Origin of the sequence: uncultured Roseovarius sp. (assembly GCF_913054395.1) — a bacterium.
Lineage (GTDB): Bacteria > Pseudomonadota > Alphaproteobacteria > Rhodobacterales > Rhodobacteraceae > Roseovarius.
In genome coordinates this window covers 1-13,299 of sequence record NZ_CAJXIP010000098.1, presented here as the reverse complement: position 1 = coordinate 13,299, position 13,299 = coordinate 1, and the positions used below count along the sequence as shown (strand labels likewise).

12 protein-coding genes are annotated in these 13,299 nt (G+C 62.6%); 5 read left to right on the top strand and 7 right to left on the bottom strand.

Going from position 1 to position 13,299, the window contains the following annotated elements; translation table 11 throughout:
• The coding region (locus QZ522_RS13275; protein WP_294612359.1) for a thiamine pyrophosphate-dependent enzyme at positions 1–1,431 on the bottom strand (1,431 nt) is incomplete at its 3' end.
• A 3-nt stretch (positions 1,432–1,434) separates the two neighbouring features.
• Positions 1,435–2,610: a pyridoxal phosphate-dependent aminotransferase gene (locus QZ522_RS13270; RefSeq protein WP_294612356.1), complete on the bottom strand. Its 1,176-nt coding sequence runs from the start codon at positions 2,608–2,610 to the stop codon at positions 1,435–1,437.
• Between the two features lie 99 nt (positions 2,611–2,709).
• Here QZ522_RS13270 and QZ522_RS13265 point away from each other — a divergent pair, with 99 nt between their 5' ends.
• The gene (locus QZ522_RS13265) at positions 2,710–3,585 is read left to right on the top strand and encodes a LysR substrate-binding domain-containing protein (protein WP_294612353.1); all 876 of its coding nucleotides are present in this window, start codon (positions 2,710–2,712) and stop codon (positions 3,583–3,585) included.
• 259 nt (positions 3,586–3,844) lie between these two features.
• Entirely contained in the window at positions 3,845–4,591 is a 747-nt protein-coding gene (locus QZ522_RS13260) for a prephenate dehydrogenase (protein WP_294612350.1), read from the top strand.
• A 232-nt stretch (positions 4,592–4,823) separates the two neighbouring features.
• Here the strand turns inward: QZ522_RS13260 and QZ522_RS13255 are convergent, their stop codons facing one another.
• The 3 genes from QZ522_RS13255 to QZ522_RS13245 form a co-directional block, all read right to left on the bottom strand.
• The gene (locus tag QZ522_RS13255; RefSeq protein WP_294612347.1) at positions 4,824–5,666 is read right to left on the bottom strand and encodes a class I SAM-dependent methyltransferase; all 843 of its coding nucleotides are present in this window, start codon (positions 5,664–5,666) and stop codon (positions 4,824–4,826) included.
• A 117-nt stretch (positions 5,667–5,783) separates the two neighbouring features.
• A complete protein-coding gene (locus tag QZ522_RS13250) occupies positions 5,784–6,527 on the bottom strand; it encodes a sulfite exporter TauE/SafE family protein (RefSeq protein WP_294612344.1) in 744 nt (247 codons plus the stop codon).
• Complete coding sequence (locus QZ522_RS13245; RefSeq protein WP_294612341.1) at positions 6,524–7,438, bottom strand: LysR family transcriptional regulator; 915 nt, start codon at positions 7,436–7,438, stop codon at positions 6,524–6,526. Before QZ522_RS13245 ends, QZ522_RS13250 begins: the two co-directional genes overlap by 4 nt.
• 146 nt (positions 7,439–7,584) lie before the next feature.
• Here QZ522_RS13245 and QZ522_RS13240 point away from each other — a divergent pair, with 146 nt between their 5' ends.
• The 3 genes from QZ522_RS13240 (at position 7,585) to QZ522_RS13230 (ending at position 10,622) form a co-directional block, all read left to right on the top strand.
• Positions 7,585–8,562, top strand: coding sequence for a tripartite tricarboxylate transporter substrate binding protein (locus QZ522_RS13240; RefSeq protein ID WP_294612338.1), 978 nt, complete (start codon positions 7,585–7,587; stop codon positions 8,560–8,562).
• Positions 8,563–8,643: 81 nt separating this feature from the next.
• Positions 8,644–9,135, top strand: coding sequence for a tripartite tricarboxylate transporter TctB family protein (locus QZ522_RS13235; RefSeq protein WP_294612335.1), 492 nt, complete (start codon positions 8,644–8,646; stop codon positions 9,133–9,135).
• Positions 9,132–10,622, top strand: coding sequence for a tripartite tricarboxylate transporter permease (locus QZ522_RS13230; RefSeq protein WP_294612332.1), 1,491 nt, complete (start codon positions 9,132–9,134; stop codon positions 10,620–10,622). Before QZ522_RS13235 ends, QZ522_RS13230 begins: the two co-directional genes overlap by 4 nt.
• Here the strand turns inward: QZ522_RS13230 and QZ522_RS13225 are convergent.
• Positions 10,619–11,578: a helix-turn-helix domain-containing protein gene (locus QZ522_RS13225; protein WP_365353732.1), complete on the bottom strand. Its 960-nt coding sequence runs from the start codon at positions 11,576–11,578 to the stop codon at positions 10,619–10,621. The two genes, QZ522_RS13230 and QZ522_RS13225, sit on opposite strands and share 4 nt — an antisense overlap.
• Positions 11,579–11,650: 72 nt before the next feature.
• Complete coding sequence (locus tag QZ522_RS13220) at positions 11,651–12,925, bottom strand: replication initiation protein (protein WP_294612328.1); 1,275 nt, start codon at positions 12,923–12,925, stop codon at positions 11,651–11,653.
• Between the last annotated feature and the right edge of the window lie 374 nt (positions 12,926–13,299).

The window sequence follows — 13,299 nt, the reverse complement described above, 5'->3', positions numbered from 1 at the left end:
CAGATAGGCCAGGAACTGAATTTCCGGCATCGGGATGAACCCGTTTTGTGCCATCCCGATGGCAAGGCCAAGTATGGATTGCTCGTCCAACAGCGTGTCGATCATCCGGTCGGGGCCAAACCGCTGGTGCAGCTTTTGCGTCACGCCGTAAACGCCGCCCTTGCGGCCCACATCCTCGCCCATCATGACGATCTCTCGATGCCCAAGCATCAGGTCGGTCAGCGCCCAGTTGATCAGCCGCGACATCGGCTGCGGGTCCGCCATTGCGCGCAGGTCCGAGCCAAAGGCCGCCTCGCGCTGCGCAACTTCGGGTCCGTTATCCGGTTTGCAAAACCGCGACGGCGGGATCAGGCTGCGCATGACCTCGGGCGCGGTCCCCAACCGGGGGCGCGTCACCGCCTCACCGGCCACGCGCTCCACGCGGGCATTTGTGGCCTCATAAATCTCCAGCGCGTCCTGTTGGCTAAGCGCCCCGGCATCGCGCAACAGGCGCGCCGAATGAAGCAACGGATCATTGGCCTCATCCGCCTCGACCTCGGCCTTGGGCAGATAGGCCGTCGCCACATCCGCCCCGGCGTGGCCATAGAGGCGAACGGTGCGGATATGCAGGAAGGCAGGCTTGCGGCGGCTGCGCACATAATCGGCGGCGGCCAGCGCGGTGGCATAGGTGTCATAGATATCCAGCCCATCACAGGCGAAATATTTGATCCCCGGCCGGTTGGCGAAATTCGCGGCGATCCATCCTTTTGGCGTCTTGGTGGAAATGCCGATCCCGTTATCTTCGCAAGCGAACAGCAGCGGCAAGGGAACCGATTGAAATGCCGTCCAGCCAGCCGTGTTGAATGCCCCCTGCGCCGTGGAATGGTTGGCCGAGGCATCCCCGAAACTGCAATAGACGATGGCATCCTCGGGATATTCCGCATGTTCCGGGCGATGCCGCCGCGCCGCGCCGATGGCATAGGCCGCCCCCACCGCCTTGGGCAGGTGGCTGGCAATGGTCGAGGTCTGCGGCGGGATGTTCAGCGCCTTCGAGCCCAGCACCTTATGCCGCCCGCCCGAAATCGGGTCTTCCGCGGAACAGGCAAAGCTGAGCAACATATCCCAGGTCACAGATTGGCCCGGCACCTGCTCGGCGCGCTGGATCTGAAAGGCCGCGTCGCGGTAATGCAGAAACGCCGGATCGCTCGGGCGCAGGGCAGCGGCCACGGCGGCCAGCCCTTCGTGCCCCGATGATCCGATGGTGTAGAACCCCTGCCCTGCTGATTGCATCGCACGGCTTTGCCGATCGAGCGCGCGGGTCAGGCATCCCGACCGGAAAAGCTGTACCGCCAACGCATCCGGCAAGGGACCGGCAGGAGCCGACCCATCGGGAAAATCGCCATCCGCCACGCGGCGCAGGAAATTCTGGTGAACGATTGCAGCACGATCCATCGGTTATTCCTTGCCCAGCATGTCAGCCATCCGGCCCAACCCGGTTTCCAGTTCCGCTTGCGCATAGGCAAACGACAGGCGGATATGTCCGGGCATCCCAAAGGCGCGTCCGGGCACCACGGCCACCCCGGCCCGATCCAGCAGCGCGGCACAGAAATCGGCATCGCTGGCAAAGCCGCCACGCGCCATCGCCCCTTGCACATCGGGAAAGGCATAAAACGCCCCGTCAGGCACAGGGCAGACCACGCCGGGCATCGCGTTCAGCGCGTCAACCACCATGTCGCGCCGGGCTTTCAGCACGCTCCGGCGCTCGTCCAGCAGGGCCTGATCCCCGGTCAGCGCCGCCAGCGCCGCCGCCTGCGAGATCGAGGACGCCCCCGAGGTGATCTGCCCTTGAACCGCCCCCATCGCGCGGATCATCGCCTCGGGGCCGATCCCCCAGCCGATGCGCCAACCCGTCATGGAATAGGCCTTGGACACACCGTTGACGATCAGCATCCGCGCGGCCAGTTCCGGCGCGACATCCCGGAACGAGGTAAAGGGCACAAAGCTCAGATGCTGGTAAATCTCGTCCACCAGCACCCACACATGCGGATGAAGCGCCAGCACATCCGCCAGCGCGCGCAACTCTCCGCGGCTGTAGATCGCGCCCGACGGGTTCGATGGCGCGTTCAGCATCACCCAACGCGTGGCCGGGGTGATCGCCGCCTGCAATTGCGCGGGCATCAGTTTGAAACCCTGCGCCGCCGGGCAAGGCACCACCACCGGGCGCCCCCCGGCCAGGCTGACGATATCGCAATAGCTGGTCCAATAGGGCGCGGGGATGATCACCTCGTCGCCCGGATCAAGCGAGGCCAGCATCGCGTTGCTCAGCACCTGCTTGGCCCCGGTGGAAACGATCACCTGCCCGCGCGTCACGCCATGGTCCTGTGCCACGGCATCCCGCAGGGCGGGCGTGCCCAGTGTCGGGGAATACCGGGTTTGCCCGGCCAAAGCGGCCTGATGGGCGGCGGCGATCACCTCGGGCGGGGTTGGAAAATCCGGCTCGCCCGTTGTCAGGGCCACCACATCACGCCCGTCCGCCCGCAAGGCCGCCGCCTTTTCGGTCAATTGCACAATTTCTGAAATCTCCAGTGATGCGATCCGCTGTGCCCTGCGGAACCCTGTAGAATCAGCCATCGCGAAACCCTTCGTCATAATCCCCAACTTCGTCAGGTTAAGCCTTCACGCTCCAAATAAAAAACGATATGAACGCACAGTGCTTGGAGAAAAACTCACATGATTGCCCCGCGCCGCTTTCTGCCATCGGTCAATTCCCTGCTGGCACTGGAGGCCGTGGCCCGGCTTGGATCGGCCACAGCCGCCGCGCTGGAATTGTCGCTGACCCATTCCGCCGTCAGCCGCCAGCTGAAGGTGCTGGAGGAACAGATGGGCGTCACCATGCTGCAACGCGAAGGCAAGGGCCTGCGCCTGACCTCTGCTGGCGAAGCCTATGCCGCCACGGTCCGCGAGCTGCTGCACGATCTGGCCCGCGCCAGCCTGACGCTCAAGGCCACGGGTGGACGCTCCAGCCTGAATATCGCGGTGCTGCCCACATTCGGGATGCATTGGCTGACGCCCCGCTTGCGCCATTTTGCCCGCGAACATCCCGAAATTCTGGTCAATCAACGCACCCGCCTGACGCAGATTGATTTCGAGCGCGAAAACTTTGATGCCGCCCTGCATTTCGGGGCGATGGATTGGGCCGGGGTGAATTATCTGCCCCTGGCGAATGAACGGGTGATCGCCCTCTGCGCCCCTGATTTCTGCACCAACCTTCCGCTGCCCCCTGCCCGGCTACTTGATTTGCCCCTGTTGCACCTCGAAAGCCGCCCCGGCGCGTGGGAGGATTGGTTTTCCCATCACGGCCTGCAAGCAGCCGACCTGCGTGGGATGCTGTTCGACCAGTTCACCAACCTCGCAGAAGCGGCAGCCCAGGGCATGGGCCTGGGGCTTTTGCCCGAGCACCTCGCCGAAGCAGAGCTTGCACGCGGGCGCCTTGTGCCCGCAAGCGCGGGTTATGTCGAGGTGAATGCGACCTATTTCCTTGTCTGGCCCAAGGCGGTCCGCCCAAGCCCGGCCCTTTCGGCCCTCATCGACTGGATCGGTCAGTAGAAGGGGCATTAGGGCCGCGAAGCGCCAAATTGCGCCGACCTGCATGTCTTGGCCTGTAAATCCCGTCGTCCGAATACGTTGACAGACCGAAGGTTCGGGGCTTATGAGGCCTCATGACTGTTGCTCGCACGATCCTTTTTGCTTCGTATTACCCGCTGCCTCTCAGGTAGCGGAGCAACTTTTCTGTTCATCGCTGCCCCTCGCCAGCGGTTGAACCCCTTTCTTCATGCCCTGGCCCCTTCCTGTCTGGACCGGACTCATGAATGAAAATCCTCTCTCGATCTGCATAATCGGCTTTGGCGCCTTCGGGCAGCTTCTGGCGCGTTTGCTCAGGCCACACGCCGGGATTTCCGTGATGGATCCATCAAAGAAAGCACGGGCCGCCGCCTGCGCTGCGCGCATGCATGTCATCGAGCGCCCCGAAGATGTGACCGCTGACATCGTGCTGCTGGCCGTGCCGCTGCCTGCCCTCAAAAGATGTCTCGAAGACATCGCGCCGCATCTGAGGCCGGGCCAGATCATCGCCGATGTCTGTTCGATCAAGGAAAAGCCTGCGCAGATGATGGAGCACCTGTTGCCGCCTTTTGTAGAGATCGTGGCGACGCATCCGATGTTCGGCCCAAACAGCGCAGGTGCGGATTTGGCCGGGCTGCAAGTTGTCATCTGTCCAATTCGGGGGAACGGGTGGCGGCGGCCCACGGCCTTCCTGCGGCGCGTTCTGAGGGCAGAGACCATCATCACCACCCCCGAGGACCATGACAGGCAAACCGCGCTGACGCAGGGGCTGACGCACCTGCTGGCGCGTGGCCTGTCCATTTTGGGAGACCACCCGCGTATCGGCACAAAAAGCTCGCTTCTGCTGGCCGAGGCACTGGCAATGGTCGAACACGACGCCCCTGAGGTTTTCGATGCGGTGACCCGTGGAAACCGACACGTCGCACCGATTTGGCAGGAACTGTCTCAGGTATTTCAAGGGCTAATCCCCCCGGAAGACACCGCTCGGTGATCCGCTGCAACCGCATGGGCCCCTTCATCGTCGCAAGCAAGACGCCACGGCGGAACTTTACTGCTGCTCGAAGGTCGTGAAGGTATGACCGCTTCCAGCCCAAAGCGGCAATATGATGAGGCGCTCAGGTCGCTGAAAGCAGACGTTCAAAGTGTTGGCCACGACTGACTGAAACGCGGGACGAAGCCGTCACCTAGGCTAGGTTTTTGAAGGGCTGCCTTCGATGAGCTTTTCATCGCGAACAAGTAAATATGTTAACAACAGCGGGCACCCGCACCGTACCCCGGTCGTCAAATTTTTCGAAAACTGTCATGACCGCGTCTTCAATCGCCGCCTCATCTGCTTCGGTCCCTTTGTAGGCTTTCACAATACGAGCTGCCGGACCGACCTTACTGGCTGCGCGAGCAGCGCCTGCAACCCCACCCGGAGGCGTGAGCGCAATCTCAACCTCATGCGCTTCGATACTGGATAAGCCAGCCCGAGCCATCAGATTGGTCACCCGATCACAATCCTGAAATGCCGTTGGGCCGGGTGCATTAGGGTCCCCTTGGGGCAGCGCGCTAAGCCTGTCCTCTGCCGCTTGTTTTGTGATCGCGAACCAGGGATTCTTAGCGACCGATGCCCAGCAGACGAAGACCATTTTGCCTCTCTCGTTCAGCGCCTTAGCCAGATTGCCCAAGGCCGCGGCAGTGTCAGAAAAGAAGCTCATTCCCAACCGGGACAAGAGGATATCGAAGGGCTGGGTTGAAAAGTCATATGTTTGCGCATCGGCCACCAAGAACGACACGTTTTGTGTGCCTTGCGCCTTAGCTCTTCTGGCCGCACGTGCGAGAAGCGGTTCGGAGATGTCCACCCCAAGCACCATGCCGCCAGGAACGCGTTGGGCCGCTTCCAGGGTGCTTGCTCCAGTTCCACATCCTATGTCGATGATGCGGTCTGTTGAAACAATGCCAGCCATATCTAGCATCTTGTCCAACATTCCGGCCATCGCGGTATCTAGCGCATGCTCGTGTTCAATCCATTTCAGGCCTGCGGGAGAAGCCCAATAATCTGCCTGCGCCTTATTTGCTTCCATGAAATGCGCTCCCGTTTGGGGCAAATTAGCAGATATTAAAGCTAAACGCAGCATCGTTAACAAGGGCTCTCACCCGCCCTTCGCTACATCCTGAACGGCCCTCAGGCTATCCGCCCCCTACAACATTTCGCGTAGCAAAAGCACCGCGCCCGACACGAAGGTCATCACGATAAGCAAGCGGCGGAACACTGCATCCGGCAGGCGCCGGAAGATCGCAATGCCGATCTGTGCGGCGACAATCGCCACCGGCGCCGCCACCGCAAGATAGGCCAGAGTCTCGGTGCTATAGGCCCCCCTTAGCGCCAGGAGCATCGCCGTCAGGCTCAGAACCACAAAGTTGAACGGTTGCAAGACCGCGCGGGTCTCGGCCTTGGGCCAGGGACGCAAGGCACACCACATCATCGGCAGGGCCCCCGAAAGCGAGGCCGCTCCGCCAAGAATACCGCCCAGAAACCCCACGACCATATCAAGGTAGGGCGTCGGGCGTTCAAACCGGGGCAGAACGCTGCGCAGGCTGAAATAGCCGCCGTAAAGCAAAAGGAAGGCGGCGATCACAAGCTTGAGCGTGCCCGCGTCAAGGACCGACAGCACCAGCACCCCAAGCGGGATGCCGACCAGCGACGGCACCGTGAACCGCGCCAGCCGCCGCGGGTTCTGGCCAATTGCGTGGCGCACCACCCAAAGGCCCTGAAGGCCGGTGATCACCGAGGTCATCACCACCACGGCCACCGCCTGCACCGGGGGCATTACCGTCAGGAAAAACCCGAGCGCGAAAAGCGCGGTGCCAAAGCCTGCAAGCCCGTTGATAAGCCCGCCAGCAGCCGCACCGGCGGCCACGTAAAAAACCACGTCCGGGGTCACGTCGCGCTCTCCTTCTTCTGGGGTGTCTGTTTGAACACGCCGATCCTCACCGCCTCAAGCAGGGCCTTGTGGATCTCTTCGATCACCGGAAGGCGCGGGTTGTCGCGCCGATAGGCCAGCGTCAGCCGCCGTGCCGGGGCCCCGTCGGGCAAGGGCAACCGCTTGAGCGGCAGCGGATTGAAATCACGCACACAGCGCGCAGGCACGATCGACACACCAAGCCCTGCCAGAACCATGCTTGAAATCGCCTCTAGCCCCTCCAGCTCCATCGTGGCCTGCACCCTGATACCGCTTTCCTGCAACCAGCTGTCGATCAGGTTGCCGACCACCGCATCGCGGCTGAAGCGGATGAACGGATAGCTGGCGAGCAACTCCAGCGGATCGTCGCTCGACACGTCCTGCGCCGCGATCAACTGCATCGGCTCAAGCGCGATATCGCTGTATTCGATATCCGGCGGTAGCGGTCGGTGCCGCGACAGGATCGCCGCATCCACCGCGCCGCGATCGACCTGCGCGATCAACTGCGTGGTCAGGCTCGGGAAGATCCGCACATGCAGATCCGCATAGCTGTCCTTGAGATGGCGCACCGCCAGCGGCGTGAGGCCGGTCAGCGTCGTCGGCACCGCCCCCAAAAGGATTTCCCCCTGAAACCCCGCATCCCCCAGAACCGAGGGCACGATCGTGTCATAGGCGCGCACGATCTCCTTGGCCTTGGCCACAAGCGCCCGCCCCACCGGCGTAAGCTGCGGCGTGCGGCGCGAGCGATCAAACAGCGTAACCTGCCATTCTTCTTCAAGCATGCGCATCTGCTGGCTGACGGCGGCATGGGTCACAAAGACGGCATCCGCCGCCGCACTGAATGTGCTGTGTTCTTCGACCGCAATCAGCGTTCGCAATCGGCGGATTGACATGACACCCCGTTATCGTAAGAATTTCTGACAGTAGCTGTAACGCAATATTGCTTATCTTAAGGTTCTCTTAACGATACTACTGATCGCGACGGCGTTGCAATGAGCCATTGATAAGGCCGCATGAAAAGACAGTGGAGGAGAAAAACATGACGATCAGAAAGCTGGGCGCAGCCTGCGCCCTTGGTCTTGGCCTGTTGGCAACAACCGCCATGGCCGAGTACCCCGAACGCCCCATCAACATGGTCATTCCCTATGGCGCTGGCGGCGCCACCGACATCTCGGCGCGCACCATCGCCGAACCGCTTGGCACGGCCGTGGGCAAACCCCTGGTGATGTCCAACATCACCGGCGCAGGCGGGGCCACCGGCTCGGTCGCGGTGCAGAACGCCAAGCCTGACGGCTATACCATGCTGTTCGCGCGCGTCGGCTCGCATTCCGTGAACCCGGCGATGAAGGCCACCCTGCCCTACACGCTCGATGATTTCCGCTTTGTGACAGTCTATGAGATCAACCCCGTCGCCTGCGCCGTGCGCCCGGATTCCGGCATCAACTCGATGGATGACCTGATCGCCAAGACCGAATCCGAGGGCACCACCTATAGCTCGTCCGGCGTCGGCTCGCTGCTGCACCTCGCGGCGGTCTTTGTGCTGTCGGAATACGGCGTCGAGAATCCTCTCGATAAGGCAACCCATATCCCGCAGAAAGGCGGCGGCGCGGCGGCCACGGCGGTTCTGAACGGCACGGCCACCTTCCTGTGCACCAACACCTCGGCCCTGGCGAGCTTTGTCGCCAACGGTCAGCTCAAGCCGATCCTCGTCACCACCGCCGAAGCGGTACCCGGCTTTGATGCCCCCACCGCCACCGATGTGGGCAAACCCGGCCTGACTCAGCTTGTCGGCTGGACCGGCATTGCCGGCCCCGATGACCTGCCTGACGATGTGGCGGCAAAATGGGGCGAATGGATGGCGACCGCCGCTGGCGACCAGACCTTCCTGGATCAGATGACGGCGCGCGGATCGGTGATCAACGTGATGAGCCCCGAAGACGCCAATGCCTTCATCCAGAAGCAGTACGAAACCTTCCGCGCCCTCGTCGATAAACTGGGCATGCGGATCGAAGGCTGATATCCCTTGCAATACAAACACCGGGCGCCCCAGGACGCGCCCGGTGCATAAACAGAATCAAACTGATCGGGGAGGATCGGGGTGAGCATTCGCACAATACAGGTGCATCTGGGCATCGGGGCCTGCCTCGTGGCCCTTTTCCTTATTCTTTACGGCATCCCGAACTGGGTGTCGTCCCCCAGCAATGTGCGCAAGATCATCCTCTCGCCACTGTTCTGGCCCTATATCATCGCCGGGCTGACCGGGCTGGTGGGGCTTGGCCTTATCGTTTTTGGCCGCAACCCAGAGGATGACGACAGCCCCGCCAACGAAATCATCGAAGACCCCCGCGCCGGAATCGCGCGGCTGGCGGCGATGGCGGTGCTGATGATGATCACCTTCTGGGCCCTGCCCCGGATCGGCATGGTCTGGGCGGCAATGGGCGCATTTGCGGCCCTCGCCTTTCTGGTCAAGACCCGTCACCCCAAAATTGCCCTCGCCTGCGCGGTGTTCGTGCCGCTGGTGCTTTATGCGTTCTTCGCGCATGTCGCCGGTGTCGCCATCCCGCAGGGCAACTACGTGAGACTGCCATGAGCCTCATAGACAGCATCATGGCAGGCTTTGCGCTTGTCGGTAATTTCAACGCCTTCCTGTCGCTAGCCATCGGTATCGTGATCGGTGTGGTCGGCGGGGCCATTCCGGGGATCTCGGCGACCATGGCGGTGGCGCTTGCCCTGCCCTTCACCTTTCCGATGCAACCGATCAACGGCATCCTCCTGTTGCTTGGCGTCTACAAGGGCGGCATTTTCGGCGGTTCGATCCCGGCCATCCTGATCAAGACGCCGGGCACCCCGGCCTCTTCCGCAACCATCCTTGACGGGCACCCGATGGCCGAACGCGGCGAAGCGGGGCGCGCCCTTGGCATGGCGCTTTGGGCGTCCTGCACCGCCGATCTTATTTCAAACCTGTCGCTGATCCTCTTCGCGGGCTGGCTTGCGTCTTTCGCCCTCAACTTCGGCCCGCCCGAATTTTTCGCCCTGATGCTGTTCTCGCTCACCATCATCGCCGGGGTTTCAGGCGACAGCCTGTTGCGCGGTGCCCTGTCTGCGCTTCTGGGGCTTCTGCTGGCAACGATCGGGCTTGATCTGGTCTATGGCACCAACCGCTTTACCTTTGGCGACCCGAACCTGATGGGCGGCTTGAATTTCATCGCCGTGCTGATTGGCCTCTTTGCCATCCCCGAGGTGATCAACATGGTCTGGCACCCGACCGGCCATATCGGCAAGGTCCAGTCGCTGGGAAGCAAATGGGTCACCTTCGCCGATTACAGGCGAAGCTTCAAATCCATCGTCAGAGGAAGCTTCATCGGCGTCTTTCTTGGCTCTATCCCCGGTATCGGCGCGGCCCCGGCGGCGTTCCTGTCCTATTCCGAGGCGCGGCGCAAATCGCCCAACAAGGCCAATTTCGGCAAGGGCGAGATCGAAGGCGTCGCCGCCTCCGAGGCTGGCAACAACGGCGTGGCCGGCGCCACCCTGATCCCGCTTCTGGCGCTTGGCGTGCCGGGCGACGTGATCACCGCGATCATCATCGGCGCCTTCATGGTGCATGGGCTGCAACCGGGGCCGATGATGTTCGTGATGAACGTCGATATCATCTATGGGCTGTTCATCGGGCTGATCTTAAGTTCCGGCTTGCTGCTGATCGTCGGTTCTCTGGCCATTCGCGGCTTTCGCCCGGTGGCCGATATCCCCAAGCGCATCCTGATGCCCGGCGTTCTCGTGCTCTGCATTTACGGGGTCTTCGCGGTCAACAACAACATCTTTGATGTGGGCGTGATGTTCGCGATGGGCTGGGTCGGCTTTGTAATGAGCCGCTATCACATCCCCGCCGCCCCCTTCCTGATCGCCTTCATCCTCGGCCCGCTGCTTGAGGACAACTTCCGTCAGGCCATGCTGATGTCCGGCGGCAGCCCCGAAATCCTGTTGCGCGGTCCGATCACCTGGTTCTTCTGGGCCCTGACCACGATCACCGTCATCGCCATCAGCCGCGGCACCCTCAACAAGGCGCGCGAAACCGGCTAGGCGCGGTCGATGCTCCAGAACCGATAGCGCCCCTGCCCCGTGACCTCGCGGATCAACCCGTGATCCGTGAGCCACGTCAGGTTGCGTTGCACCGCCGCGCGGCTGGCGCCGGTAAGGTGTTCGGCCATCGGGGCCGACACAAGCGGCCATTCCGCCAGAACGGCCAGCAACCGTCCCGGCGTGCGCCCGGAGAGTTTGGCCGTCCGGTCGCGCGCCTCGGTCTGCCAGCGGTCCAGCGCATCCAATAACCGCATCGCCTTGAGAACCGCGCTGTCCACGCCTTCGATCCAGACCCGCAACCGCGCCTCGGGGTCGTTCGGCCCCCGTCCCGCGCCGTGCAGCGAAAGCGGCGCGAAGATCGCCCCGCCGCGACAGTCCTGCGCCGCAAGCCGTGCGGCCGTCACCGCCGCCTCAAGCCGGTCGCCCTGATGCCCAAGCCCCGCCATGGGCCAAAGATGAAATCCGAACGCCGCGCGCGCCAGCGGGTGCAATCGCCCCGCCTCCGCCATCACGCTCTGCCAGCCTTCGATCCGCCCGGCAAGCGGCTCTGCCCCCTGCCCCGGCTCGTGGCGCCCCAGAAAGGCCTGTAGCCCCTCCTCTGGCCCCAGTCCGCCCGACAATCGCCGCACGGCCCAGCCAACCCTTGTAAGCGCCTGCGCGTCCTCCTGCACCCCGGCCAGCCTGAGCGCCAGCCAAAGCCCAAGCCGCTCGGGCGCGACCCGCTCTCCGGCGAGCCAGCTCAGATCTGCCGCCTCGATCAGCGCCAGCCTGTGCCGCCAGCCCGTCGGCGCCCGCAACAACCGGTCATCCAGTGCCCCAAGCCTTGCCGCGGCCCGCGCCAGCGGCAAGGCCAACGCCGCCTGCGCCTGCTCCCAAGGCACGGCAAGATCACCCTCGCCCAGCCCCGCCCTCGGCAAAGGCGCAAGCATCGGCGCTTCCTCGGGCGGGCCCGGCATAAACCACAGATCCTCTTCGGGGTCATTATTCATATGTGCAAAATACACCGCTTTTGCACATCACCCAAGACTTTATGCCACAAGCTCGTCAAACGCGCCCGGCACCATATCCTCCCAGAACGCGACCATCTCCGCCACGCAGAGCGCCGCCGCCCAGCCAAGCCGGGCAAACTCGGCCCGCTTCACCTCATCCTCAAGCCCGGCAAGGAACAGCCGGCGATCGGCATCGCGCTGTGTTGGCGTTCGTGCCGCCGTCAGCTCGCGCACCCGCGCCATCTGCGCCGCCCTGATCCGCCGCTCGCGGCTTACCATGGCACAGCGCGCCTCTGCCTCTGCCTCGGCTTCGCTCTGCGCCGCGCGCCGCTGGCGCATCGCCTCGACAACCTCCGGCCGTGGCGCGGGGGCCTCTTCGGCACGGTAATCGTCACGCAACGCGGCCGACAGATAGCGCACCGGATGCTCAACCCCGCCCCGCCCCTTGAGATAATCGAGCTTCTGGCTCACGTAGTCTTCGCCATGCTCGGCGATCCATTGCCGCGCCAGCCGGTCACTGACGCCGACCTCGACCAGCCGCGCGTAAACCCTGCCCTGCCGTACGCCCTCGCCATCGTCGATGTTCATCATCGCAAGCTGCGGGTTTTCCTTGATCCGAAACCGGATCTCGCTGACCTGCCGCCCCATCTTGCGCAACTCCGGCTCGACCAGGATATTCGAGGTCTTGTTGACCTCGCTGACCGCCGGTTTGATCACCTTGGCATTGAGGTGCTTGAAACTCTCGTAATAGGCGCTGCCATCGACCCCCATCAGGCGGCGGAAAAGATCAATCGGCCACCAGCCGGTGCTGCCGGTGCGCACGAAGCGATAACAGTTCTCGTAAAGCGCAAGCGCGTGGCCGCTGGTGAACCGCCGCTGGATGTTCAGATTGATAAGCGCAAAAACCTTCGGATCGTGAAGCTTTTCGGCAAGCGCCGGGGAATAGGCATATTCACAGACCCCGCCCTTGAGCTTGGCATAGGACAAAAGCGAACTCACGCCCCATTCCTGACGCCCGTCTTCGTCAAGCATGTCCCATTCCGCCGTGGTCTCGGCCAGAGAGCGCAACGATTGCTTCAGCGTCGCCATGTCATTCGAATTATATCCGACCATAAGGCACAGCGTCTGCGCGTCGATCTGATGCTTGGGCTTGCTGATGAGCGCGTCATAGGCATTCAGCAGCAACACATTCGACAGCTTGCGCTGCAACAGCGTCAGCTTGCCCGAAACGTGAATCGCGGCCACATTCTTTTTCACCGACTGACGCCTGAGCGCCCCGGTCAGCCTGTCATGCTGAATATCTTGCTGTTGCATTGCCCTGCCCTTTTCTGCCCCAGGCTTTTTTCCTGTCGGCTCCTGCTCTCGCCCTCTAGTATGCCCCAAAAGGAACCCATCCTCAATCATTCTATAGGAACCCGTTTACGGTGGAAGGCGATCCCGCAAACGGGTACTTATGGGTCAATTGGGGCGATATCTGTGGATAAGTCCGGAGTTGTACGGCGCTCCTCCCGGCGAAAAAGGCCTAAATAGACTCTGTCCCGTGCATCGGTCCCCCTGCCCCCGCGAATCGCCACCCTTCACCCCGGACTCGGGCACCCTTGCCCCCGTAGACGGGTTCCTATGATCCTGTATTCAGGCACCGAAACACTTCTAATACATTATAAATAAAGTAATTATTCCGCCTAAAG

Bases quoted from the DNA above. Each gene is read 5' to 3' on its own strand.
- QZ522_RS13270 (WP_294612356.1), bottom strand. From the start codon at position 2,610: ATGGCTGATTCTACAGGGTTCCGCAGGGCACAGCGGATCGCATCACTG.
- QZ522_RS13265 (WP_294612353.1), top strand. From the start codon at position 2,710: ATGATTGCCCCGCGCCGCTTTCTGCCATCGGTCAATTCCCTGCTGGCA.
- QZ522_RS13260 (WP_294612350.1), top strand. From the start codon at position 3,845: ATGAATGAAAATCCTCTCTCGATCTGCATAATCGGCTTTGGCGCCTTC.
- QZ522_RS13255 (WP_294612347.1), bottom strand. From the start codon at position 5,666: ATGGAAGCAAATAAGGCGCAGGCAGATTATTGGGCTTCTCCCGCAGGC.
- QZ522_RS13245 (WP_294612341.1), bottom strand. From the start codon at position 7,438: ATGTCAATCCGCCGATTGCGAACGCTGATTGCGGTCGAAGAACACAGC.
- QZ522_RS13240 (WP_294612338.1), top strand. From the start codon at position 7,585: ATGACGATCAGAAAGCTGGGCGCAGCCTGCGCCCTTGGTCTTGGCCTG.
- QZ522_RS13230 (WP_294612332.1), top strand. From the start codon at position 9,132: ATGAGCCTCATAGACAGCATCATGGCAGGCTTTGCGCTTGTCGGTAAT.
- QZ522_RS13225 (WP_365353732.1), bottom strand. From the start codon at position 11,578: ATGCCGGGCCCGCCCGAGGAAGCGCCGATGCTTGCGCCTTTGCCGAGG.
- QZ522_RS13220 (WP_294612328.1), bottom strand. From the start codon at position 12,925: ATGCAACAGCAAGATATTCAGCATGACAGGCTGACCGGGGCGCTCAGG.